The following is a 26,244-nucleotide window of genomic DNA, read 5'->3' on the forward strand; positions in this document are numbered from 1 at the left end:
TTGTTAATTTTTAATTTTTGAATCAGAAAGCCAACTGCTGATTCGCATTAATTATATAAAAATGCGCGAAAGATTTTTTCGCGCATTTTTTATTTTTTGTTCCGGCGCAAAGCCTGTACGATAATCTCTCCTTTAAAATAAATTATCAACGAACAAACGATGATCAGCATTCCTGACACCGTAGTTATCGTAGGATATTCTCCGGCAAGCATAACCCAACTCAAAACCGCACCTAAAATAGGATTGATAAGACGACACATATTTATATCCGAAACTTTAGCACCTCTAGACTGCAAAGCCATAAACCAAAAACTGAATGCAAAAACAGATATGAAGACAAGCACACCCAGGCTTACATAAAAGCCCGCAGGCTTACCGATAAACGAATGATATCCTTCGGTACAAATACCTACACCATAAATCAGAGCTCCTCCGAAAAACATTTGAACGGCATTCAGAAAAACAGGGTCTACCTTTCCTTTATCTTCAGAAACAGAGATAGCCGAATATCCTTGCAATATAATATTAAGCAACAGCAAAACTATTCCGCATATACTTTTCAGATCAAGCGGTTCTCCATCATTTCCCATGCCGATAATCAGAAGAAGCCCTGCGAAACTGACTATCAGACTAACGACCTTATATATATTGAGTTTATCATTCTTGGCTATCAAATGGGCAAGAAGGACATTTATAATAGGTGTCATACCCATAACAATAGAAGAGATAGCCCCGCTTACAAAATCAACGCCGAAATAAAACGCCGAGTATCCTAAAAACATATTGACAAAAATCAAATTCAAAAAAAGACGCTTATGCAACAATATCTCTTTCCACATACCCTTATGCCAAGTATACGCAAAAAGGATTATACCTACTGCCGTAAAACGTAATCCGGCAAAATTCATCGGAGTGAAATCATAACTCAAACCTTGTTTTATAAACGGATTTACGATCGCCCATAAAACCGATGCTGCAATCGCATATATCAAACCTTTTTTCATAATCGAGGGAATAAAATAAATCGGGGTAAAAGCAGGTTCTGTTCTTTATAAGAAAGTCAACGTACCGTTACGTGAAAACAACCCTGCTTAATTTCATATTTGACATAACAAGCATTTCTTTTTTTCAAGCTCAGCAATACCTCTGCCAAAATATGTTTCAATTGTTCCTTAGGGATCAAATAACGGTCATCCGTAGTAACAAAACGAGAATAAGCAATATCGAATGTGGTTCCGTAACGATGAGCTGAGTTGGCACTCGCATTCCCATTCCTTTTCCGCAAACGCTTAACATCTTGATCTACCCGGAGAACACTGGTAACCAAAATCTGATAGCTTCCTCCTCCCCGACTTTCCAGAGAATCGATAAAGTTTTTTCCGATAGTTTCCAACAATTCTTTCGCCTTCGGCACAAGGTAGGGTATAGAATGGGTAAGAGAATCTACTTTATAATATTCACAATCTGTTATCTCGCATAAATGCGTATTTCCTGACAAAGCCTCTTCCCTGGACGATGCCGGAGAAATTCCCAAACGACGAGCGGCTTCGAGATGCCGGTCATTCATATCGTTGAATGCCCGGGAAAAACGCCCGAATGGAATAATTTTCAAATCTTTCTCTATCGTAATTACCTTTTCTTTTGATTTCCCACAGGAAAAAGCAGATATCGCTAAAATAAAAATCAGGAAATAAACAATTCTTTTCACGCACTTATTTTTACGGACAAACTTAAAAAAAGTTTCCCGGTTACAAAAACAATCTTTGAAGAAATCCTGCATAAAACAAAAAGAAAAAACTTCATTCCAAATATTTTGTTATACCTTTAAGGTCCGTTTAAAAGAAATCTTAGAGAGCTATCGATATGATGAAAAAATGTACTTTGCCGGTTCTGGAAATGAGTTGTGCCGTATGTGCCAACAACGTAGAAAACAAAGTAAATTCATTATCAGGAGTCACTTCCGCTTCTGTCAACTTTGCAGCAAATACAATTACCATAGAATATGATCCCGAACAGATCACGTTGCCACAAATCAAAGCAGAAGTTCAATCTATCGGATATGATCTTGTTATAGATGAAGAAAATCAAGAAGATATACAAGAAGAAGCACAAAAAAGCCATTACGCTCTCTTAAAAAGAAAAGTAATCGTTGCATGGATTTTGTCTATTCCGATCATGCTCCTATCTATGATTTTTATGCACATACCCGGAAACGAATGGATTATGATGGTACTTACCTTGCCTATTCTGTTCTACTCCGGACAAAGCTTTTATATCCATGCGTGGAAACAGACAAAACAGCACACCGCCAATATGGACACTTTAGTAGCATTAAGTACATCGATTGCATTTTTATTCAGCCTGTTTAACACTATATACCCTCAATTCTGGACTAACCAAGGTATGGAGGCTCATGTATATTACGAAGCCGCCGGGATGATCATTGCATTTGTTCTTTTAGGAAAGCTAATGGAAGAGCGAGCTAAAAACAGCACGACTTCTGCCATAAAAGGACTTATGGGACTACAACCGAAAACTGCACGAAAAATTATTGAAACCGAAGAAATAGAAGTACCGATCGGACAATTGCAACCAAACGACAAAATCAGTGTACGTCCGGGAGAAAAAATTCCGGTAGACGGTATTGTAATCGAAGGAAATTCCTATGTTGACGAAAGTATGATCAGCGGTGAAGCTATTCCGGTAAAAAAACAATCGGGAGACCGGGTATTGGCAGGGACAATAAATCAGCGGGGATCATTTATCTTGAACGCAACCCAAGTAGGAAGCTCTACCGTACTCGCTCAAATTGTACGTATGGTACAAGAAGCTCAAGGCAGCAAAGCTCCCGTTCAAAAAGTAGTAGATCGCATTAGCAGTATTTTTGTCCCTATCGTCATCAGCATTTCTATAATAACATTTATTGTATGGATAATCATCGGGGGTAACCATTATTTTTCTTATGCCTTGTTATCAGCCGTATCGGTACTTGTCATTGCATGTCCATGTGCTTTGGGATTGGCAACCCCGACCGCACTTATGGTCGGGATAGGTAAAGGAGCAGAACGGCATATACTGATCAAAGATGCTTTTGCTCTTGAAAACTTATGTAAAGTAAATTGCGTCGTATTAGATAAAACCGGAACATTAACCGAAGGACACCCTTCGGTAAGTGATGTTCTCTGGATTACAGATTCTGATCAAACCTCCCAATCGGTATTACTTGCTGCAGAACAAAAATCGGAACATCCTCTGGCAATCGCAATTACCGAATATCTGAAAGGGAAGGGTGTCGCACCGGAAGAAATCAACTCATTCGAAAGTATTACCGGAAAAGGGATCGAAGTTGTTTTCGAAGATAGTAAATACTGGGTAGGAAGTTTGTCTTTCGCTCAAACACAACAAATACAATTACCGGAAAAAGCATTACAAAAAACAGAAATGTGGTCTAAGGAAAATAAAAGTATTATATATTACGGAAAAGAATCTTCCCTCATGGCTATTTTTGCTATCACCGACCCGCTAAAACCGACATCGGCTCAGGCAGTACAAACTCTTGAAAAAAGAGGTATAGAAGTGCATATGCTCACAGGCGATGGCAACAAAACCGCACAAATGATAGGCGAAACATTGGGTATCAAGCATATACAGGCCGAAGTCATGCCTACTGATAAAGAAACATATATACAGAATCTGCAGCAAAAAGGGAAAATCGTTGCAATGGTAGGAGATGGCATTAATGATTCTCAAGCTCTGGCCCGGGCAGATGTAAGTATTGCTATGGGAAAAGGTACAGATATTGCAATGGATGTAGCTATGGTAACGCTGATGACCTCAGATCTTTTATTGTTACCCCAAGCAATCAAACTTTCTCAAAGAACAGTCCGACTTATTCACCAAAATCTGTTCTGGGCATTTATCTATAATGTCATAGGTATTCCTATTGCCGCAGGAATATTATTCCCGATAAACGGATTATTATTAAATCCTATGTGGGCAAGTGCGGCAATGGCATTCAGTTCGGTTTCGGTTGTTCTGAACAGCTTACGTTTAAAATATAGCTAAACTCATCTTTGGCAATACTCCTGACGAGATAATAACTTTTTATCGTCTCCAGTTTTCCTCTTTAAAGGGAAAGAGATACGTAAAGTGATCAGATCCGAATAAATGAGAATAATCCAATAATTATTTTCATTTGTTCGGATCTATTTATTTAAATTTCTTTTCTCAAAAAAAGTCAAGAGACTGTTTAAATTTTCCGATAAAAAATAGGTCTATCGGTTTACCATATTTCTACTAAAAGATTCATTTTTTCATTCATAATGATAAAAAAAACGACTTTTTGTATTACAAAATAAATAAATTGCTTATTTTTGCACACATATTTGCATAATAAATACATAAAAAAACATTTTATCAATCTTTTATTTTGACACAAAAATTCGAAATCGTCTAAGAAAACGATCGTTTTTTCAATCAATATCTACTAAAATGGTAATTGTTTTTTTATTGAAGAGGATAAAATTATTAGATGTTTATAACTAATGTTTTACGTTAGCATAAAACAAGGGAAAATTAATTGAATTAAAATCGTCCGAAAAAACGATCGTTTTTTCGGACACAGTCAACCTAAACAGTAATTGAAATGAAAAGGAAATGGTTTATACTTCCTTATGTATTGGTGTTTTGCGTAATCAATATTTTTGCACAATCTAAAAAGCCCGAAGATAAATTTATGCCCGAATGGCATCTGCTATTCAATGACTCAATTATCGGAACAAATGTTTCTTCTGCACTCGCATGGCTACAATCACAAAAATTAAAACCGAAAAAAAATACTATCGTCGGAGTAATCGATTCCGGGACTGATACCACCCACCTTTATATACAAAAGGCTCTATGGCATAATAAAAAAGAAAAACATAATGGTAAAGACAACGATAAAAACGGATATAAAGGAGATGTTCTCGGATGGAATTTTTTAGGTACTTCCGATGGTTCTTTCAATATGAAAAGTGCCGGTACAGAAGAATTCAGGGAGTTCAAAAGATTATATCCTAAATACAAAAACTATCCGACCGACTCGGCAACAATGGCAAACGCGTCTCCCGAATTTATTTATTATCTGAAAATGAAAGCAGGAGCTCGTATCGAATCCTATTTCAAATTCACTAAATATCTGCAACAACAGGCAAATGCATACGAAGAGCTCACTAAACGGGCAAAATCGGCATATCCCGGTAAAGACTCTCTGAGAGTCATAGACATTATGAATATAGATGCAAACGATTCTCTATTCAATATATCTGTACAACTGATCGCCATCGACCTTATGAACGGCAGCAAAGATCGACTATGGCAAACTTTGGTCGACCAGCATAACGCAAAATTGAATCAGGCACAAACCCGTATCAAAAGCATAGAAGCAGACAAAGATAAACGACTGCTTATGGGCGATGACATACATAACGCATCCGACCGCTTTTACGGGAACCCCGACGTTATGTGTGATGATTACTTCCACGGCACATTCGTTGCCGGAATAATCGCAGCCCAACCAAACCCTGAAAATAAAATGATCGGTATTTACCCGACTGCAAAAATCATGACGATCCGGGCAGTTCCCGAAGGTGATGAATACGATAAAGACATTGCATCTGCAATACGTTATGCTGTCGATAACGGAGCTAAAATCATCAATATGAGTTTCGGCAAACAGACTTCTCCCGATGCCGATATGGTAGAAGATGCTATTCATTATGCTGCGAACCATGACGTTTTATTAGTTATGGCATCCGGAAATAACGGTACAGACTGCGATAAAAAAATCTACTATCCGCAAGGACTCGACAAAACGGGGAAAAGAATAGATAACTTGATCCGTATCGGAGCTTCGGACATAAACGGCAACCCCGGATCAATATCCAATTATGGAAAAAACAGTGTAGATATCTTCGCTCCGGGAATGGATATTACGTCTTTAGGTGAAAACAACGGATATACCACCTCAAGTGGGACAAGTATAGCTGCTCCTGTAGTAGCAGGTATTGCAGCCATCATCCGAGACTATTTTCCGAAACTGTCAGCCGGTCAAGTAAAAGAGATCCTGATAAAGAGTGTAACACCGATGAACTATAAACGGGTAAAAATCCCCGGATTGAATAAAAAAGGAAATGTCGCCACATACGATTCGTTATGTGTCTCCGGAGGAATTGTCAATGCTTTAAATGCCGTAAAAATGGCTCAACAATTGTCTTCAAAAAAGAACAAATAAGATGAAAAAATTATATTTAAAACTGTTTTCTTTCCTGTTTTTAGCAGGTATATTTCCTTTTCACAGTCTATGTCAAGACTATGTAAATTGGAATGTTGCCGAGAAATATACGGCAGATTCTCTGTCGGGACATTATCGCTCCTCTCTTTCAGCAACATGGATTCCTGACACTCACCACTTTTATTATGCCATAGAGAAAAAAGGCATGCGGAAATTCTACCTGGTCGATGCAACAAAAGGAAAAAAGAAATTGCTTTTTGATAACAAACGTTTAGCTGAAGATATTTCCCGGCTGACACAAACGAAATATACGCCTGAAGAATTAAAAATATACCGGTTAGATTTTTATAATAAAGATCTTAGTAAATTCTATATTCGCAAAAATAATAAGAACTTCGAATATGACGTAAACACAGGTAAAATCAAAATCGTTTCCACTGTTCCGGAAGTCAAGAAAAAAAGCACGGGAAGTGGTTTTCCCGCTATTCTCGGGAAAAAATCATGGGAAAAATATTCGAAAGACAATAAATTCTACATATACGGAAGAGATCATAATTTATATCTCTCACATAAAGATACGTTAGAAGATATACAATTGACAACCGATGGCGAACCGTATTTCTCCTATACTTCGAATAACAGTGAGAAACGAGATACGGCATGTTGCTATACGCTGGCCCGTTGGATAGATGACACACATATTATTTTCGCTTTCAGAGAGGATAAACGGGCAATCAAGACAATGACTTTGGTCAACAGTCTTGCAAATCCCCGCCCGACCACAGACACTTATAAAATGCCGATGCCCGGAGATTCGGGAGTCAGCCAGTATGACATAGCTCTTTTCAATGCAGATACTCAAGAAAAAATTCCGGTTTCCATAGCTAAATATCCCGATCAGAAAGTTGATATAAGCTATTCTTCAACTCCGGGATATGTATTTTTTACCCGGAGAAGTCGTCCTGCCGATTATATCGACTTGTGCAGGCTCGATATTCATACAGGAAAAGTAGAGGAACTGATCTCGGAACATTGCGCCCCACATATGAATATCCAACTTTTCAAATATCACCTCATCAATGACGGAAAAGAAATCATCTGGTGGTCTGAAAGAAACGGGAAAGGGCAATACTTCTTGTATGATAACAACGGAAATCTGAAAAACGCCATTACCCCTCCCGACATGGTTGCCGGAACGATTATGAAACTCGATACGCTGAACCGTACGATCATTGTCGAAGGATATGGCCGGGAAAAAGGGATCAACCCGCATTACCGATTTTTCTATAAAGTCAATTTGGACGGAAAAGGCTTCACGTTACTGACCCCTGGAAACGGAACACACAGTATAGATCTCTCTCCCGACGGAAAATACTTAATAGACAACTATTCACGCATGGATATGCCGACAGCCAGTCAACTGATAAAAATCGCCTCGCCTAAAAAGAACACGGTACTGGAGGAAAGCGATGACTCGGAACTAAGAGAGTTGGGATGGAAACCACCCGTGTTATTCCAAATAAAAGCGGCAGACGACTCGACCGATCTTTACGGAATCATGTATCTTCCGTTCAACTTAGATACGACCCGTCTTTATCCGATTATAACAAATGTATATCCGGGGCCGCAAGATGACCAGATTCCAAGAGCATTTACGGTCGATGATAATTATAATCAATCTTTAGCTCAACTGGGTTTTGTCGTTATCAACGTAGGATCAAGAGGAAGTTCTCAAATACGAGGACGGGATTTCCATTGTTTCGGATATGGAAATTTAAGAGATTATCCGTTGGCAGATGATAAACATGCGATCGAGACACTTGCCCGCCGTTATCGATTTATCGATCTCGACCGAGTAGGAATTTACGGACATTCAGGAGGAGGATTCCAAACCGTAGCTGCCATGCTCACTTATCCGGACTTTTACAAAGTAGGTATAGCCGCATCCGGAAACCACGATAACAATTTATACATACAGTGGTGGGGAGAAACTTATCACGGAGTAAAAACCCACACCGACAGCATAACGGGAAAAACCGTCTTTACCTGCAAAATTCCGACAAATAACGAATTAGTGAAAAATCTGAAAGGCCGGTTAATGCTGATCACCGGAGATGTTGATAAAAATGTACATCCGTCGACGACTTTCAGACTGGCCGACGCCTTAATGAAAGCAGATAAACGGTTCGACATGATGATTATGCCCGGAATGGATCATGGAGTAGGGAATACTTATTATTACAATTTGATCCGCTACTACTTTGTCGAGCATTTATTAAACCCGAAAAAAGAACACATAGATATCATTCATCACAAGTAATTAAAACAAGAAAGTTTTGTATGAAACTCAAGCAAGTAATAGTGAAACGCATGTATTTATATCCGACAATATTGGCGGTCTTCATGCTGATGACTTCCGGAATAAATGCTTTTGCACAGGACAAGTCCGACAAAATCAAAATTACCGGAACGGTCTATGATGAAACAAAACAACCGTTAGCGGGGGCTTCTGTACGAGAAGAAAGAACAAGTAACGGAACAATTACCGACCAAGACGGGAATTTTACGATTTATGTAAAAAAAGGAAGTACTATCCGTATCTCTTTCTTAGGGCTCGAATCGAAAGTAATGACGGCAAATATCGCAGGGAAGTTCGATATTATGCTGAAAGACAACACTAAAGAACTGGGTCAAGTGGTTGTGACGGGATACGGGAAAACGACTAAAGACCGGGTCACAGGTTCTGTCGGCATAGTAACCGCCAAAGACTTGAAAGGATCTCCTACCGCCAATATAGACCAGCTTCTTCAAGGGAAACTGGCTGGCGTCAGCGTACAAGCCGTTTCAGGTCGTCCGGGAGAATCTTCCACGATCCGCATACGCGGAACAAGGTCATTGACAAAAGAAAGCGCCGATCCGCTCTGGGTTATAGACGGAGTTCCCTTGCAACGTAATATCCCTAAAATCAACAATAGTCGGTTATCAACAGGAGATTTCAATGACATCTTCACCAGCGGAATCGCAGGAATAGATCCGAATGAAATCGAGTCAATCAGTGTCTTAAAAGATGCTTCGGCCGCCGCAATTTACGGTTCTCAGGCTGCTGCCGGAGTCATTGTCGTAACGACCAAACGCGGGAAAGCAGGAAAAATGCAGATCAATTACTCAGCCAATATGACGTTTGTTACCAAACCTCCCCGCAGCGCAAACCTAATGAACTCTCAAGAAAAATTAGCATGGGAACAAGAATTATGGGATGAATTTTCGGCTACAGGATATCAACAATATGCAGACGGAGATGCAACCGCCTATTATCCGGTAATCGGAATCGTCGGTATGATACGTTCGGGAAAAGGTGATTTCAAAGATTGGACGAAGTCCGAACAAGATGCCTATATCACCCGATTAGGCCAGCACACGACCAATTGGTTCGACGAGATATTCCGCACCTCCATTTCAAACAGCCATCACCTCTCGTTTTCCGGAGGATCGGACAAAAGCACATACTACGTATCTGCGGGATATAACCGCAATAACGGTTTGGTAAAGAAAAGTAATTACGATCGTTACAACGTCAGTGCAAAAATCGATATGAAGCCCAATAAACGGGTTACATTAGGGGTGACTACCGATATGGCCTATCAAATCTCTCGGGGAGCATCCCTAAATGTCGATCCGTTCAAATACGCCTATTTCGCCAACCCGTACGAAATGCCGTACAACAGCGACGGTTCTTATGCCAAAGACCAAACATACTTTACATTAGCAAAATACAATGGCTCCATAAGGTCTCAGATTCCGTCGAACGGTTACAATATTCTGCGAGAGATAGAAAATACTTCGACCGAAGCGAAAAACGTAAATGTGAATGTAAATGTGAATTTAGGTATCTCAATCTTGAAAAATTTGAAATTCGAAGGATTGGGTTCTTACAGCTACACCAGCAATATCTCCGAAAATATCAACGGACAAGACACGTATGCCGCATGGGAAGACCGTCCGTTCGAAGGAACTACCAATTCCTCTACTCGGACCTATGGTTCTATCGCACAATCCACAGCATTCAACCAGAGTTACAGTTTGCGGGGACAATTTCACTTTTCACAAACATTTGCCAATATACATAATATAAGTCTGCTTGCCGGATCAGAGATCAGACGGCAGTATGCCAAAAATATCTACTCCAAAAGATACGGCTACGACACGGTAACCGAAAACTCTTCTACCCCGGTATATCCGAGCGATCAAAAAGTAGATTATGATAAACTTGTTGAATTTGCCGCCCTTATGGACGGTTATTCGGGACAAAGCACCGATGAAGATGCAATGGCATCATTTTATGCTTCATTAGACTATGTATTGATGAATAAATATGTACTTAGCTATACAATGCGTACCGACGGGTCGAACCGTTTCGGAAGCAAAGAACAGTTCAACCCGACCGGTTCTTTAGGTCTAAGTTGGAATATGGGTGAAGAAAATTTTATGTTCCGTCTAAAACCGGTTCTCAGTTCTCTGCAATTCAGAGTATCGGGAGGATATACGGGAAAAGTTAACGCTTATGCAACCCCTTATATCATAATGATATACGACAAGAATTTCCGAAAAACCGATGAAACCTATTACCGTATGGGATATATTAAAAACCCTCCTAATCCGAAACTCCGCTGGGAACGCACGTTCGATATCAGTGGATCGGTAAATGCCGGTTTTTTCAATGAACGCATGCAAATAGAAATCGGCGGATACCGTAGTTTAGGTAAAGATATAATCAGCAGAGTTTATGTCCCGTATTCTACAGGATTCGATGACCAATCATACAATACATCCAAGATTTTGAATAAGGGGGTCGAAGCGACCGTATCGGGACAAATCGTCAAAACAAAAGATTTTAAATTGAACGTTTCAATCAACGCTGCATACAATGCCAATAAATTAGTAGAGTACAATTCACCGTACAGTTCCTACAGTACCGAGCAAGAAGGATACCCGACCAGTTCTCTTTTCTCAGGTATATGCACCGGTATTGATCCTAAGTTAGGAATATATACTTACAAACTGCGTTCCGATACCGACCGAAAAGAGAACAACTACCGAAAAGATTCGAATAATTACCGTTTCTATATCGGGACTTCCAATGCTCCTGTAAACGGAGGATACTCGGTCAATTTCTCTTACAAACAATTTTCATTGGGAGTAAGCGGAAACTACTCTATCGGCAATAAGATAAACAGCGAGATCTCCTCTCCTGCATATTATAGTGTAATAGGAGGAAAAGTACAAAACAGTCCGCAAACATCCCGTAGCGATCTCTACGTAAACCACCTGAATGTTTCGAAAGATGTGGTAAACCGATGGACAGAATCCAATCCGATTACCGATGGATATCCAAGACTGGTCGATGCATACGGAGCCAAAATACTTATTGAAGGAAAAGAATTGACAGATTATATGACAAATTTGAGTTATATCACTAATGGAGCTTTTATTGAAAATATCTCCTATTTCAAGATCAGCAACATCTACCTCAATTACAGTTTTCCTGACGCACAGTGGATGCGGAAAGCCCGCATCACGTCATTCGGACTCACCGCATCGGTCAGCAATGTATGTATATTCAGTAACTACTCGGGAATAGACCCCGAAACACCGGGTGCCGTATATCCCCAAGCAAGGAATTTCACATTAGGACTTAATATCGGATTCTGATAAATTATGACATTATGAAACGACTATTTATAACATACCTTCTATTCTTAAGCCTCTCTTCTTGCAAGGAATTTCTCGATATCAAACCTCATGAAGAGACTATACCTCAAAGTGCAGAAGAGTTTTCGGCTCTCTTACATACCCACCTTAATGAACTGGACTACGGAGAAGAGTCGGCAATTATTCCGAACAGTAGCCAGATAGCAACGAACGAATCGGCCTGTGACAACTTGGAAGTCGCACTTACCCAAACAGATGGTGGATCTTTATTAAAAAATTACATTGCTGATATAGCCATTCCAGAAAGGATCTATTACAATTATTACAAAATTATACGAGACTGCAATATTATACTCGGAGAAATGAAAGATATTGAGTCGGATATGGCAAAGAACATATTAGGCACCGCTTATGCCATGCGGGGAGTTTGCTATTACGAGTTGATGCGACTCTATTGCGATGTATATGATCCTCTACAAAAATCGCAATTGGGACTGCAACTGGTCACGACATTCGATATGGAAGAACGTCCTATCCGTAGCTCCTTAGAAGAAACAATGATACTCATTGAAGAGGACTTGAAAAAAGCGTTGTCCTATAACGTCCAAGAACCGATATGGCGGTTTACCGCAGATGTTGTAAAAGGATATCTCGCCCGTTTTTATTTCTGGACCCGACAATGGGATAATGCCATTTATTACGCAGAAGAAGTGATAAAAAGTCATCCCTTGGTAGATAGGGAAGGATACAAGGCCATGATGGAAAACGGTTATTCTCTGAAAGGGAACATGCTGATAAAGTCGGAACTGATTTCCTCTTCCAGTAGTGAACAGGAAGGAGCAGGCACTTATGAGCCCCTTAATTACAGACCTGTCAGCAAACGGTTTCTCGATACATTCAGCAATACGGAAAAGGCCAACGATATACGCTATGAAATGAATTTCTCGAAAAAACGTATCGCTACAAAATTTATTTTCTCAGGCATGCGTAGTGCCGAAATGCTTCTGATCAGAGCGGAAAGCTACTATCACAAAGGCAGTGAAGACCTTGCATTGGCGGATATCAATACCTTGAGAGGAAACCGCATATTGAACTACGAACCGTTGACACTATCTTCTCTGCCCGAACCGATACCCGGAACCGATTACATTACTCAGGACGTAACCGGAGTACCGCTCACCAAACTGATGGCATTGATACTGACCGAGCGTCGCAAAGAGCTGTTCCTCGAAAACGACCGCTTTTATGAACTGAAACGAAACGGATGCCCAGAGTTTTGGGTTGCCGTAAACGGACAAAAATATACCAACCGAAAGTTCATGTATAACTTCCCCATCCCGATACGCGACACCAAACTTATTCCCGGTCTGCAACAAAATGAAGGTTACGAAGATTATATAATTAACTAAAAATGAAGTTATGAAACTATTAAATAAACTAATATTCGGAACAACTCTTTTTTTCGTATCAGCTGTTTTTTCAGCATGCGACTCTTACGAGGATGAAGCTCCTCGCGTAGATAGCAATAACTCCTATTTTTATTTTCCAAGTACAGAGTTAACCTCATCGGAAAGAGCCGAATACGAAGCAATAAAAAAGGAATATCAAGACAATATAGGAAACTGACAATATACGAATCTCTCTCCAAATAAAATTTTAAACAAATTATAAAAAACGATTTTTCCACTAATTAATTTATTAATCTAAAAAACAGAACAAAATGAAAAAAACAGTGTATGCAATGGCTGCCATTCTGCTTTCTTTAGGATTTGCAGCCTGTTCGGAAGACGATGATGAAAAAGATGTTTTCGATGATGTAACGACAGAATTAACAGACGATGTTATTTACTCGTTCTCATACGACAATGCAACGATGTTCGAAACGGCAACAGTCGAAATTTCTCTTTTGAAAAAAGAAAACTCCACTCAATCTTTTACTGCACCGAAGGATATTACATTCCCGATCGTCGTAGATGAAACATCTACTGCCGTAGAGGGTACGCATTTCGAATTCGATGGAGAAAAAGCACTCACCGTAGCAAAAGGAGCGTCGAAAGGTACACTCAAACTGAAACTGTTACAAAAAGAAGAAGGTAAAGATGTCATCGTCCTGAAAATACAGAAACCCCAAAACGATACCGACCGGTTTTTCTTAGGAAATAACGAATCGGTTACGATCAAGATCGCCGGAGAAACAATCGAAGTAATCAAAGGTACATGGAGTAACTGCACATGGGATAATAAAGCATATTATGAAATGATGTATGATATAACAAACTTCCCCCAAGTAGCTACAGAAGACCAAATTACGATCACTGATCAAGGTGTTGAAGTTAATTTAAAAAGCGATCTGAAAAATTATTTCGTCGGTAACAGCAGCCTGCAATATGTAGGAGAAAAGATTTTCCATTTTATGGACGATTATACGATTACAAGAAATGTTGCCGTATTTATCTTGGATAATATCAACGCCAACTTTTCAGCAACAAGTTCGACAATTAAGGACTCTCGAGTAGGATTTACCGTAATCAAAGACGAAAACAACGAAGAGGTTCTCGAAATGTTTATTTACTCTTATGAGCCGACGGAATTCCTCGTTGAAGATTATGAGGGTATGAAAGATTTTGCAACAGAAGATGAACCGGCTATGTATTATTATCCGTTGCGTTACCACTTCAAACGGGTACAATAACTATATATACAATTTACAAAAATAGGAAATGCTTTCATCGGCATTTCCTATTTTTTTGTATAAACGTTTTTGTTACTTTTGCTGTTGTAACTCTAAAAGCCTATTTGAATTTTACTCAGATCAGGTTTGAGAGTTTCTTTCGAGGATGTTTTTCTGTTTTTACGAGGAGGATAGCGGGCTTATCTGACGAGGGAAAACAGAAAAAAAGACCGGAAGAAAACACAAAGATGACCTGATAATATTTTTTGATTGGAAAATTCAGACAGGCTCTAAAACCTAATTTCAAAAAAATGGAAACAAAGAAATTTAAAACAAACGCCAAATGCAGAGGATGTGTTGCCAAAATAGCAGAATCACTCGATAAAATACTACCTCGCGAACAATGGGATATAGATCTGAACAGTACAGATAAAATGCTATACGTAACGTCCGATCAATCGGATGCCGTCATCATAAAAGCGGTTAGCGATGCCGGATTTAAAGCCGAAAAAATCGATTAGGCCCTATAAAGAAATAACGGAACTATGGGAAACAGACTTGATAATATCATGTAATGTTCGTTCTTTAACAGAATGAACAACAGATACGATAGCGTACCTACACCTCCCCTTTATATTACAAAATAAAAGCGATTCCGTTATTTCAATATCATTTTATTGCTATTACCGTCCTTTTCTTTAACTTTGCACAAGTTAAACAACTATAATTATGGACGAACAGATAAAGCAAATTGCGATCCGGTTAAAAGGACTGCGCGATGTACTCGACCTGACTACTCAAGACGTAGCTCAGGCTTGTGGCATTTCTGAAGAAAAATACATAGCATTAGAATCGGGAGAACAAGATATTCCCGTAAGTATATTACATCAAATCAGCCTGCATTACGGTATAGACTTATCTGCACTGATGTTCGGTGACGAACCGCGCATGAATGCATACTTTTTAACCCGCAAAGGAAAAGGAGCTGCCGTCGAGAGAACGAAAGCTTATAAATACCAATCTCTGGCAGCCGGATTTATGAACCGTAAAGCCGACCCGTTTATCGTTACCGTAGAACCGGGAAACGAATCAGCCCCCGTACATTTGAACAGCCATCCGGGACAAGAATTCAACCTTGTGATCGAAGGACACATGATGCTGCAAATCGGAGACAAGCAATTGTTCCTTAATGAAGGCGACAGCATTTACTTCGACGCTAACCGTCCTCACGGCATGAAAGCCCTTGATGGTAAACGAGTTCAATTCCTTGCTATAATTATCTAATTAAAGTCCTATTTTTATAATATGTTAGAAAGATTTCTAAAACAAACCTCTTTTTCGTCACAAGAGGATTTTATGCAGAATTTTAAAGTTCTCGTACCTGAGAACTTTAATTTCGGATATGACGTCGTTGACGAATGGGCTCGGATCGCTCCAGAAAAAAAAGCCCTTTGCTGGACAAATGATAAAGGAGAACATATCGATTTTACTTTTGCCGATATAAAAAGAGAAAGTGACAAAACCGCCTCCTATTTCCAATCATTGGGTATAGGACACGGAGACATGGTTATGCTCATTCTGAAGCGAAGATTTGAATTCTGGTTTTCTATCATAGCACTCCACAAATTAGGAGCAGTATGTATTCCGGCGACACACCTCCTTACCGAAAAAGATATTATATATCGCTGTAATGCAGCCGATATAAAAATGATCGTAGCAGTAGGAGAAGATATTGTCACAGGTCATGTAGACCGTTCTTTGGCCGCATCTCCGTCTTTACAGCACTGCGTATCGGTAGGTCCTGTGATTCCGAAAGGCTGGGACGATTTCCATGCCGGTATCGAGGCGGCAGCACCATTCTCTCGCCCGGCATTCGTCAACACAAACGAAGACACCTCTCTCCTTTATTTTACGTCCGGAACTACAGGTAACCCTAAAATGGTAGCACATGATTTCACCTATCCTCTGGGACATATCATTACCGGAAGCTTTTGGCACAATCTGAACGAAAAAAGTCTGCACCTGACCCTGGCCGACACGGGTTGGGGGAAAGCCGTATGGGGGAAATTATACGGGCAATGGATCGCCGGAGCAAATGTATTTGTTTACGATTTCGACAAATTCACGCCTGCAGATGTATTGGGTATGATAGAAAAATACCATATTACTTCATTCTGCGCCCCTCCTACCGTATTCAGATTCTTAATACGAGAAGATCTGAGCAAATTCAATATTTCGTCCCTAAAATATTGTACGATTGCGGGAGAGGCTCTGAATCCTAAAGTCTATGAGGAATTTTATCGCATTACCGGCATTAAATTGATGGAAGGTTTCGGACAGACGGAAACGACCCTGACTGTCGCAACCTATCCGTGGGTAGAACCTAAACCCGGTTCTATGGGAATACGCAATCCCCAATATGACATCGATTTGCTGACGAACGACGGACGATGGGCAGAAGAGGGAGAACAGGGACAAATCGTAATCCGTACCGATAAAGGGAAACCGCTGGGACTCTTCAAAGAGTATTATCGTGACCCCGAAAAAACAAAAGAAGCTTATCATGACAACATCTACTATACCGGAGATGTTGCTTGGAGAGATGAGGACGGATACTATTGGTTCGTAGGTCGTGCCGACGATGTAATTAAATCATCGGGCTATCGTATCGGTCCGTTCGAAGTAGAAAGCGCTTTAATGACTCATCCGGCAGTCGTAGAATGTGCAATCACGGGAGTTCCCGATGAAATACGCGGACAAGTAGTCAAGGCAACCATCGTTTTGGCAAAAGATTACAAAGAACGTGCCGGAGAAGCTCTCATCAAAGAAATACAAGATCACGTAAAACATGTTACAGCTCCTTACAAATATCCGCGAATCGTAGAATTTGTAGAGGAATTGCCGAAAACGATCAGTGGAAAAATCCGACGGGTAGAGATACGGGATAAAGACCATAAATAAAATACACATATATGTTAAGCAACGATTGGTTTGCCGGAGAATCGGAATCGGATAAAGGTAGGATTATCACGCGGGGACGTATGTTTGCCGAAAACGGTAACACCTCCGGGGTATTCCGTACCCGGGTAGAAATACAATGGAAATACAAAGGGGAAACAGACGGTATGCCGTCTGCCGATGAAACCGAAGTGATAGACCGGATCATGAATTTGCTTACAGAAGCACTCGAAAGATCGAAGATCGCAATTCTAACGGCTATTCATATCGGCGGCAAGCAAGCTTTATATGTTTATTATACACAAGAATTACAAGCCTTTTCGGGAAAAGTAAACGAGCTATTAGGAAAACTTCCGTCCTTACCTATACAAATAGGTGCAACCGGAGACCCTGATTGGACAGACTATAAACAAATGCTTAAAAAATTCGGAATCAATCATTAAATAACTATTCTTTTTATGTTTCAATATAAACGAATAGCGGTAAAAATAGGTAGTAATGTACTGACACGGAAAGACGGTACTCTCGATATTACCCGAATGTCGGCTTTGGTAGATCAAATAGCCGAACTGCATAAAGCCGGAATGGAAATCGTTCTTATCTCATCCGGAGCTGTCGCGTCGGGACGCAGCGAACTGAAACAACATCGAAAATTGGATGCGGTTTCGGCCCGACAATTATTTTCGGCCGTAGGTCAGGCTAAACTGATAAACCGTTATTTCGAACTTTTTCGCGAGCATGGAATTGCTTGCGGTCAAGTATTGACGATGAAAGAGAATTTTGCGACCCGACAACACTATCTCAATCAAAGACACTGTATGGAAGTCATGATCGAAAACGGAGTTATTCCTATCGTGAACGAAAATGATACGATCTCGGTAACCGAACTGATGTTTACGGATAATGACGAACTTTCCGGTCTGATCGCATCGATGATGAATATGGAAGCTTTGATTATACTCAGTAACATCGACGGCATTTACAACGGTAATCCCGAAAATCCTCAAAGCCGGGTCATTACGGAAATTACAGGAAACAGACAGAATCTGTCCGAATATATACAGACAAAAAAATCTTCTTTCGGAAGAGGGGGGATGCTGACGAAATGCAATATAGCAAGAAAAGTCGCGGACGAAGGAATTATGGTTATTATCGCTAATGGCAAAAAAGAGAATATCCTTCCTGACGTATTGCGAAAAAACAGCAATACGGTATGTACCCGGTTCTTACCGGCAGAGAAGCCTGCATCCAGCATAAAAAAATGGATCGCTCACTCCGAAGGCTTTGCAAAGGGAGAAATACACATCAACGCATGCGCACAAGAGACATTGATGTCTCATCAGGCCGCAAGTCTATTGCCGATAGGCGTAACCCGGATCGAAGGAGATTTCGAAAAAGATGATATCGTACGAATTTTTGATCATGAAGGGAATCAAATAGGAGTAGGACGTATCGGATATAACAGCGAAAAAGCTCGTTCTCTCATCGGGAAACAGGGTGCTCGTCCCCTTATTCATTATGATTATTTATATTTAGATTAATCTTCAAACGGTATATTCATGAAACAGGTTCAAAAACCTATCTATCTTTTGCTTTAAAATAATATAACTATTTATACACTCATAACTACACACACATGAAAAAATTTTTGAAGTATTATCTGCTAATATCGGCAGTATGTTTTTGGCTCATAGATAGCCATGCCGAAACGAAGGATTTAAGTCCTCAACAATACTATGAACAAATGCAACGGAAACTGGCTACAGGCTGGAATACTTGGGATACCCGCAGTGCCCTTACGCATGTGCTGCTCCCTTACGGTGCAGCTATCGACCTACACGTAATCGACGGGAAAGGGATACGAAAAAATTCCTTTACCATAGGAAGCGGCCTGTTACATGCCGGACCACATACTTATGACGGAAAATATACCGATATAAGTCTTCGATGGAACGATCAAAAATTACGGATCGAGAGTTCTGCCGATTCTTTAGAGAACATTATTCGAATTACTCCTTTAGAAGAAAATAATCCGGAAGGGAAAATCATCGTGGTCTTAAAAGGCGTGTGGCAACGCGATGTAAAAATACAAGTTAACGGTCAACAATTTCAATTCCGCCCTGGCAACCTAAAACAAGAAATCAAAGGTCAAGCGTACGGAAAATGGATAAAAAGCGAACGGAACGAGATCACATTCTCTACACAAGAACCGGTTACCATTTGTTGCGGCTCAGATATAGAACCGGTAAAAGCCCAAAACAAATTACGTGAATCCGCCGATCGTTTCGTAAATAACAACAAGAAACAGTACGGAGACGATTATGAGGTATATAACGCTATGCAGAATGTTCTTTCCTGGGACAATATATACGACCCGACCATCCGCAAAGTTATTACCCCTGTTAGCCGGGATTGGAATATAAACTGGAGTTCTAATCCCAACTACGGAGGATTCGTACTTTTCTGTTGGGACTCTTATTTTGCCTCCATGATGTTTTCGGCTGGGAATCGGGAACTTGCTTACGCCAATGCAGTCGAAATAACCAAATCGATTACGGAATCGGGCTTCGTTCCTAATTTCTATTCAGGAAATGATTATAAGTCGAGAGACCGCTCCCAACCCCCTGTAGGATCATTAGCTGTATGGAGTCTATATAAGAAATACGGAGACAAATGGCTGTTAGAATTACTTTATCCCGATCTTATCAGATGGAACCGATGGTGGGATAAGAACCGAAATATCGACGGATTATTATGTTGGGGATCTTCGCCCTATCCTCGGGTAACCTATCGCAATCATGAATACGGCAGCGTCAACAACCATTACGGAGGTTGTTTGGAATCGGGACTGGATAACTCCCACATGTTCGACAATGTACCGTTCGATACCGAACGACACATGCTTCTACAAAACGATGTCGGGCTATCGAGCCTTTATATTATGGATTGCAAATTATTGGCACTTATCGCTCAAGAGTTAGGATATAAAAAAGATGTAAAAGAACTCAGAAAACGAGCAAAACAATACAGCATCGAATTACAAAAATTGTGGGATGAAGAAGAAGGTCTTTACTACAATCGAAGAACCGATACGAGAAAAAAGAATCCACGTATATCTCCGACCAACTTTTATCCTATGTTGGCAAATATTCCCAGCCAAACTCAAGCTGAACGTATGGTAAAAGAGCATTTGATGAATCCCCAGGAATTCTGGGGAGAATGGGTTATTCCCGCTACTCCCCGCAACGATCCGGCTTTCAAAGACAATGATTACTGGAGAGGCCGCATCTGGGCTCCTCTCAATTTTCTTGTATATATGGGATTACAGAATTACGACTTACCTGAGGTGCGCAAAGCTGTCGCCGAAAAATCGAAAGTGCTGTTATTGAAGGAATGGCTTAAAGACGGATCGGTGTATGAAAATTACGACTCGGTTTTAGGAGAAGGTCCGCATAGACGCAGCGACCGTTTCTACCATTGGGGAGCACTGCTGAGCTATATAGCATTAATCGAAGACGGTTATATTGCCCCAATAAAAATAAATGATTAGAGAAACCGGTTATCACAAATACAAAAATAGAGCAGGCAAAGACAACTCCTTACCTGCTTTATTTTTTATCTGCAATATTTTTCACATATTTATACCCTACAAGAAAAAATACTATTTATTATAAATATACTAAAGCACACCTCATATATATTCAAAAACAATTTGTATCTATCTAAAGCAGCTTTATTACCATAACAGATCCTATCCTTTGAAAAATGGTTCAATGGTACAGTATATATATGATTTCTACGGTCGATGTATATGCAATTCTTATTGCATCTTTCAATAAAAAAATATTCCGGTAAAATTTTTTCTTAATAAAACGGGGATCACAAACAGAAAAAATGGAAAGAAGACTTTTATAATTTAAATCTTTATCTGAGGCCATTAAAAGTATTATAAAAACCACACCCTGATTGGTTATCAATCAGGGTGTGGTTTTTATAATAAACATTCACACAAAAGCGAATTATTCAAAGAACTTATTTCTCCTTTACTACCGTCTTTTTCGTTGCAGATTTAGTTTTACTTTCTCCGGCTACAGCTTTTTCTGCTTTCACCCGAGCAACCTTTTCCGCCTTTGCAGACTTTAATTCTTTACGCAATAACTCTATCTCGGACGCCTGATTACGAATAGTAGTAATCAAAGAGTTCAATTCTTCATTTTCAATCGAATCAGGATATTGAGCTTTTACCCGCACAATAAAATCGCTCAAAACATTCATATAGTTGGTAAATGCTTCATAAGGCGAATCATAAGGACTATAATGACTATGTACCGCACCATCGGAAAAATGCTTAGTACACATATAATAAAAATGGTCGCTCGCCTGCAAATAATTCCAATCTTGTTTTAACCGACGGTCATTGCACAGCCGCACCCGTTCTGCCATAGAATACAACTTTTCGAAAGCTTCGTTCTGAAGCAAATTCCCTAACCAAGCGCTGGTATCCCGTTCCTCATCAGCCCAAGATATGGGATAAGTAACAGATAAAGAATCTACCGGTTTCAATTTAGAAATAATCTCAGTAGGAGTAGAAAATGAGATACCTTTCTCTTCGGCAAAACGGGGAAGAGCCTTCATAAACTCAAAAATACCGGTTTCCCGGGGTTGCAGTTCTCCTAATGTTTCATAATTCATAAACAGATTTATAATCTGTTCTGTTTCAGGAAGAGCTGTAATCCAGTTTATAAACTTATCGGCAGTCAACGGATATTCATTCCACTCATAGTTCGAAAATCGAAAAGAAATATCATCGCTCAATTTAGAATTTTTAAGAAGCAGCTTCAGTTTCGGAGCAGCAGCCGAACTGTACAAATAATTCGGGCTTTTCCATCCTAAAATATGCTTAGCTCCCTCCGTAATACACCCTTTAAATCCCATAGATGCAACCATCCCGGCTATTTCATCGGAATAGATCAACTCGGTATTGCGAAATACTTTAGGCCGTTGACCGAACAACATTTCGATTTTATCATCGTGCATTTTGACCTGATCGACAAATTCTTCCGGATCTTTAAGGGAAGCCAAAGAGTGTGCATACGTTTCGGAAAGGAACTCTACACATCCTGTCTTTGCCAAGTCCCTCATACTATCTATAAATTCCGGTACATAAATCTCGAACTGTTCCAATGCAACTCCGGAAATCGAAAACGCGACTTTAAATTTCCCGTTCGAGTTCTTGATCATCTCCAGTAAAGTATAGTTTGCAGGAATATAAGAACGGTGAGCTATACGACTCATTATTTCTTCATTATTAAAATCGTCATAGTAATAATGATCGTTGCCTATATCAAAGAAACGATAACGTTTCAAACGGAACGGCTGATGAATTTGAAAATAAAAACAGATGGTTTTCATATCATGTTATTTTTTATTTCTGATTAATTAAAACATAAGGCCTATCTATCGGTAAATTACTTTATTATAAATGTCAATTACTTTTTGACCGGCATACACCCATTTGATCTCATCGACCTCTTTTTTCCCTTCAATCTTTAATTGCTGGTACATTGCAGGATAGGTAATTATCGAGTAAATAGCATCTGCCATCGCATCAACATCCCAATAATCGGTCTTTATTGCATTCGTCAAAATTTCCGCACATCCCGATTGTTTCGAGATAATAGAGGGAACTCCCACCTGCATGGCTTCAAGAGGAGATATCCCGAACGGTTCAGAGACAGAAGGCATTACATAAACATCGCTCGCTTTCAACATTTCATAAACCTGCTTTCCTTTAAGGAAACCTGTAAAATGAAAATGATCCGAAATATTGCGTTGAGCGGCGAGGCGTATCATCTTATTCATCATATCCCCGCTTCCCGCCATAACGAAACGTACATTATTATTTTTCCGCAATACCTGAGCCGCAGCCTCTACAAAATATTCAGGACCTTTCTGCATCGTAATGCGCCCTAAGAACGTTACGACTTTTTCTTTTGTATTGCGAGGTATATTAATAGCCTTGATTTCTTCACTCAACGGCTCGACAGCATTATGAACGGTTGTTACCTTGGCCGGATCGATATTATATTTTTCAATAACCGTCTTACGTGTCAAATTACTTACGGTGATAATATGATCTGCCTGATTCATACCATCCTTTTCTATGGCATAAACCGTAGGATTTACATTTCCCCGACTCCGATCGAAATCTGTCGCATGTACATGTATCACCAACGGCTTTCCGGTCACTTGTTTGGCATGAATCCCTGCCGGATAAGTAAGCCAGTCATGAGAATGAATCACATCACAAGGATAGGTTCTGGCAATCACTCCGGCAACAATAGAATAATTATTGATTTCTTCCAACAGGTTATCAGGATATCGACCCGAAAATTCTATACATCCCAAATCATTAAGATGCATATAATTGAAATCTGCATAAATATGATCTCTCAGATTAAAATATTCTTGAGGATCCATATATCGTCCTAACCGATCTCGTACTTGCTCCCAAGAAACATCACGCCAAGCAATCGGTGTATTACATGCTCCTACAATATGGGCAAAACTTTTATCTTCATCTCCCCATGGCTTGGGTATAACAAACGTAATATCCATATTTCCGCATTCAGACATACCTTTGGTAAGTCCATAGCTGGCAGTTCCCAAGCCTCCGAGAATATGCGGTGGAAATTCCCACCCGAACATGAGTGCTTTCATACAACTTCGGTTTTAAAAATGGTTGTATTTTTTTAATAAACTCAATACTCTCAATATCTCTCCTACATTCACCGCAAAACTGATAGCTCCACGTCCCATGTAAGGAGGATTTCCGTCAAATAACTCGGAAATTGTTCCGATACAATTATTAGACATCTCCTCTTCATAGCCGATCAACATCCGTTCCAAAAATGAAACTCCGCTCAACCCGAATATCTTGAGATACGCCTCTGCATAAGCTCCCATCAACCATGGTCGGGCCGGACCTTGATAATAAGCATTCTCCCGTTCTGCTTCATTCCCCAAATAAGTAGGAGAATATCCATGACTTTTAGGGCTTAATGTACGGATACCTTTCGGAGTCAACAGTTCTCGGGTAACTACATCCAACGCTTTTTTCCGTTCTTTTTTATCTAATGGAGAGTAATCGAGCGAAAGAGCGAACAGCATGTTGGGACGAACACTCCAATCTGCAAAATTTCCATCGACATAATCGAACAAATACCCATAATCATTTAAAAACATATCTTTAAATGACAAAGCAAGTTTATCACCCAAAGCATTCAACCGATCCACAATAACCCTCTGTTCCGGCTTATCCGCAATCAATGAGGCTGAAAAACGTAGTATATTATACCACAATGCATTAAATTCAACTAAATAACCACTACGCGGTATAATAGGTTTTCCATAGGCTACCGCATCCATCCATGAAATAGGGACGTCATGTCCATTACTGTATAATAATCCGTTTTCATGCAAAAAAAGATTCGGATGCTTGTTTTTGATTATATAATCGACAATTTCGGTAATTAAAGTTCCGTATTTTGCCGTACAATGTTCAAGAGATGTTTCCTTGGCATATTGTTGCAATGACCATACTGTCCATAAAAGAATATCGGGATAGTCTATTCCTTGAATTACTTCACTCCGAACACCTTTCTCCATAAAGGCTTTTAACGCCCGCATCGCCGTATGCATGATAGAGTCGAACGTTTCTACATCCCCTACGGCCAATGTACATCCGGGAAGAGCGATAAAAAGATCTCTGGCCCGAACACCAAACCAAGGATAACCCGCCAACAGATAATTATCTTTCTGTTTTTTCAGATAAAATTGTTGTGCAGAATTTTTCAGGCAATTAAAGAAACTGTTACGATAAGTCCGTAACTTCATTTCCTTATTATACATCATGCTCAAAGATCGAGGTTTTATCTCTCCTACTCCAGCGGAAAATATAATACTTTCGCCTTTCTTTATAGGTAATTCAAAATATCCGGGAACATATAAATCTTCTTTATAATCATATCCTCGTTCCTGATCTTTAACATATTCAATGCCCTTATTCCAATATGGATCACTGACGAAACTAACCTCTTTATTGAACTGTAAATACAATGCCGGATACCCTTCATAAAGACAAAAGCTAACACCATTCAAAGCCTGTTCATAATGACGGTTGATCCTGTCGTTTTCAATACAAAGAGCATTCGCATTTCTAAAAGCAAGAAAAGGACGGAACTGTAACGTCGTTTCAGAATGGGCATCTAACAATGTGTATTTAATCAAAATCCGGTTTTCATGCGAAATAAAAACTTTTTCCTTACTTAAAATTACACCCCCCACCCGATATACAGTTTTGGGAACTGATTCACAATCGAACTCACGGATATATTTATGTCCGTTAGGGCTGAAACAATCTCCCTGATATTTATGTAAACCTAAATTAAAAGGAGCACCGTGTTGTATCACGGTTTCATCGAATGATGATAAAAGAACATGAGAGTCATTATCCATCTCCGGAATAGGAATTACCAATAATCCGTGTTGTTTTCGAGTGTTACAATCAACAATCGTCGTACAATGATAAGCTCCCGATTTGTTTGTACGCAACATCTCTTTAGGAAGAGAC

General features: G+C 39.7%; 18 protein-coding genes. 13 read left to right on the forward strand and 5 right to left on the reverse strand.

The features are described from left to right. Positions 1-89 precede the first annotated feature (89 nt). Both AC1WHX_RS01680 and AC1WHX_RS01685 read right to left on the reverse strand, forming a co-directional pair. Positions 90-1,004, reverse strand: a complete 915-nt coding sequence (locus tag AC1WHX_RS01680) for a DMT family transporter (RefSeq protein WP_122303746.1) — start codon at positions 1,002-1,004, stop codon at positions 90-92. Positions 1,005-1,060: 56 nt separating this feature from the next. Beyond that, complete coding sequence (locus AC1WHX_RS01685; RefSeq protein ID WP_122337866.1) at positions 1,061-1,780, reverse strand: DUF5715 family protein; 720 nt, start codon at positions 1,778-1,780, stop codon at positions 1,061-1,063. Between the two features lie 83 nt (positions 1,781-1,863). Here AC1WHX_RS01685 and AC1WHX_RS01690 point away from each other — a divergent pair, with 83 nt between their 5' ends. The 13 genes from AC1WHX_RS01690 to AC1WHX_RS01750 all read left to right on the forward strand — a co-directional run bounded on the left by AC1WHX_RS01690 (position 1,864) and on the right by AC1WHX_RS01750 (position 21,162). After that, the gene (locus tag AC1WHX_RS01690; RefSeq protein ID WP_270213961.1) at positions 1,864-4,065 is read left to right on the forward strand and encodes a heavy metal translocating P-type ATPase; all 2,202 of its coding nucleotides are present in this window, start codon (positions 1,864-1,866) and stop codon (positions 4,063-4,065) included. Between the two features lie 580 nt (positions 4,066-4,645). After that, entirely contained in the window at positions 4,646-6,274 is a 1,629-nt protein-coding gene (locus AC1WHX_RS01695) for a S8 family serine peptidase (protein WP_122337863.1), read from the forward strand. Between the two features lies 1 nt (position 6,275). Then, positions 6,276-8,594, forward strand: coding sequence for a S9 family peptidase (locus tag AC1WHX_RS01700; protein WP_270213962.1), 2,319 nt, complete (start codon positions 6,276-6,278; stop codon positions 8,592-8,594). Between the two features lie 20 nt (positions 8,595-8,614). Next, positions 8,615-11,983: a SusC/RagA family TonB-linked outer membrane protein gene (locus AC1WHX_RS01705; RefSeq protein WP_481228821.1), complete on the forward strand. Its 3,369-nt coding sequence runs from the start codon at positions 8,615-8,617 to the stop codon at positions 11,981-11,983. A gap of 14 nt (positions 11,984-11,997) precedes the next feature. Further along, entirely contained in the window at positions 11,998-13,392 is a 1,395-nt protein-coding gene (locus tag AC1WHX_RS01710; protein WP_303116651.1) for a RagB/SusD family nutrient uptake outer membrane protein, read from the forward strand. 10 nt (positions 13,393-13,402) lie between these two features. After that, complete coding sequence (locus AC1WHX_RS01715) at positions 13,403-13,609, forward strand: hypothetical protein (protein ID WP_022389781.1); 207 nt, start codon at positions 13,403-13,405, stop codon at positions 13,607-13,609. Positions 13,610-13,703: 94 nt separating this feature from the next. Continuing rightward, on the forward strand, positions 13,704-14,675 hold the full coding sequence (locus AC1WHX_RS01720; protein WP_270213965.1) for a DUF4843 domain-containing protein: 972 nt from the start codon (positions 13,704-13,706) through the stop codon (positions 14,673-14,675). 290 nt (positions 14,676-14,965) lie between these two features. Next, positions 14,966-15,175, forward strand: a complete 210-nt coding sequence (locus tag AC1WHX_RS01725; RefSeq protein WP_270213966.1) for a heavy-metal-associated domain-containing protein — start codon at positions 14,966-14,968, stop codon at positions 15,173-15,175. Positions 15,176-15,383: 208 nt separating this feature from the next. Then, entirely contained in the window at positions 15,384-15,938 is a 555-nt protein-coding gene (locus AC1WHX_RS01730) for a helix-turn-helix domain-containing protein (protein WP_009318566.1), read from the forward strand. Between the two features lie 21 nt (positions 15,939-15,959). Then, on the forward strand, positions 15,960-17,615 hold the full coding sequence (locus tag AC1WHX_RS01735) for an AMP-binding protein (protein WP_122303741.1): 1,656 nt from the start codon (positions 15,960-15,962) through the stop codon (positions 17,613-17,615). 11 nt (positions 17,616-17,626) lie between these two features. Then, a complete protein-coding gene (locus AC1WHX_RS01740) occupies positions 17,627-18,055 on the forward strand; it encodes a DUF695 domain-containing protein (RefSeq protein WP_022389777.1) in 429 nt (142 codons plus the stop codon). Between the two features lie 15 nt (positions 18,056-18,070). Continuing rightward, the gene (gene proB, locus AC1WHX_RS01745) at positions 18,071-19,153 is read left to right on the forward strand and encodes a glutamate 5-kinase (RefSeq protein ID WP_009318563.1); all 1,083 of its coding nucleotides are present in this window, start codon (positions 18,071-18,073) and stop codon (positions 19,151-19,153) included. 95 nt (positions 19,154-19,248) lie between these two features. Next, positions 19,249-21,162 carry an MGH1-like glycoside hydrolase domain-containing protein gene (locus AC1WHX_RS01750; protein ID WP_122337856.1) on the forward strand — a complete coding sequence of 638 codons (1,914 nt, stop codon included), beginning with the start codon at positions 19,249-19,251 and terminating at the stop codon, positions 21,160-21,162. Positions 21,163-21,644: 482 nt separating this feature from the next. Here AC1WHX_RS01750 and AC1WHX_RS01755 read toward each other — a convergent pair whose 3' ends face one another. The 3 genes from AC1WHX_RS01755 to AC1WHX_RS01765 all read right to left on the reverse strand — a co-directional run. After that, a complete protein-coding gene (locus tag AC1WHX_RS01755) occupies positions 21,645-23,024 on the reverse strand; it encodes a glycoside hydrolase family 57 protein (RefSeq protein WP_122337854.1) in 1,380 nt (459 codons plus the stop codon). 45 nt (positions 23,025-23,069) lie between these two features. Beyond that, positions 23,070-24,332, reverse strand: coding sequence for a glycosyltransferase family 4 protein (locus tag AC1WHX_RS01760; RefSeq protein WP_303116658.1), 1,263 nt, complete (start codon positions 24,330-24,332; stop codon positions 23,070-23,072). Positions 24,333-24,344: 12 nt separating this feature from the next. Continuing rightward, on the reverse strand, positions 24,345-26,244 hold a 1,900-nt coding region (locus AC1WHX_RS01765), incomplete at its 5' end, for a glycogen debranching enzyme N-terminal domain-containing protein (protein WP_481228822.1).

Source organism: Coprobacter sp. (assembly GCF_982436375.1).

Coding starts and splice junctions, on each gene's coding strand:
- AC1WHX_RS01755 (WP_122337854.1), bottom strand. CDS start 23,024: ATGAAAACCATCTGTTTTTATTTTCAAATTCATCAGCCGTTCCGTTTG.
- AC1WHX_RS01720 (WP_270213965.1), top strand. CDS start 13,704: ATGAAAAAAACAGTGTATGCAATGGCTGCCATTCTGCTTTCTTTAGGA.
- AC1WHX_RS01680 (WP_122303746.1), bottom strand. CDS start 1,004: ATGAAAAAAGGTTTGATATATGCGATTGCAGCATCGGTTTTATGGGCG.
- proB (WP_009318563.1), top strand. CDS start 18,071: ATGTTTCAATATAAACGAATAGCGGTAAAAATAGGTAGTAATGTACTG.
- AC1WHX_RS01740 (WP_022389777.1), top strand. CDS start 17,627: ATGTTAAGCAACGATTGGTTTGCCGGAGAATCGGAATCGGATAAAGGT.
- AC1WHX_RS01685 (WP_122337866.1), bottom strand. CDS start 1,780: ATGCAGGATTTCTTCAAAGATTGTTTTTGTAACCGGGAAACTTTTTTT.
- AC1WHX_RS01735 (WP_122303741.1), top strand. CDS start 15,960: ATGTTAGAAAGATTTCTAAAACAAACCTCTTTTTCGTCACAAGAGGAT.
- AC1WHX_RS01695 (WP_122337863.1), top strand. CDS start 4,646: ATGAAAAGGAAATGGTTTATACTTCCTTATGTATTGGTGTTTTGCGTA.
- AC1WHX_RS01725 (WP_270213966.1), top strand. CDS start 14,966: ATGGAAACAAAGAAATTTAAAACAAACGCCAAATGCAGAGGATGTGTT.
- AC1WHX_RS01715 (WP_022389781.1), top strand. CDS start 13,403: ATGAAACTATTAAATAAACTAATATTCGGAACAACTCTTTTTTTCGTA.
- AC1WHX_RS01690 (WP_270213961.1), top strand. CDS start 1,864: ATGATGAAAAAATGTACTTTGCCGGTTCTGGAAATGAGTTGTGCCGTA.
- AC1WHX_RS01710 (WP_303116651.1), top strand. CDS start 11,998: ATGAAACGACTATTTATAACATACCTTCTATTCTTAAGCCTCTCTTCT.
- AC1WHX_RS01750 (WP_122337856.1), top strand. CDS start 19,249: ATGAAAAAATTTTTGAAGTATTATCTGCTAATATCGGCAGTATGTTTT.
- AC1WHX_RS01705 (WP_481228821.1), top strand. CDS start 8,615: ATGAAACTCAAGCAAGTAATAGTGAAACGCATGTATTTATATCCGACA.
- AC1WHX_RS01700 (WP_270213962.1), top strand. CDS start 6,276: ATGAAAAAATTATATTTAAAACTGTTTTCTTTCCTGTTTTTAGCAGGT.
- AC1WHX_RS01760 (WP_303116658.1), bottom strand. CDS start 24,332: ATGAAAGCACTCATGTTCGGGTGGGAATTTCCACCGCATATTCTCGGA.
- AC1WHX_RS01730 (WP_009318566.1), top strand. CDS start 15,384: ATGGACGAACAGATAAAGCAAATTGCGATCCGGTTAAAAGGACTGCGC.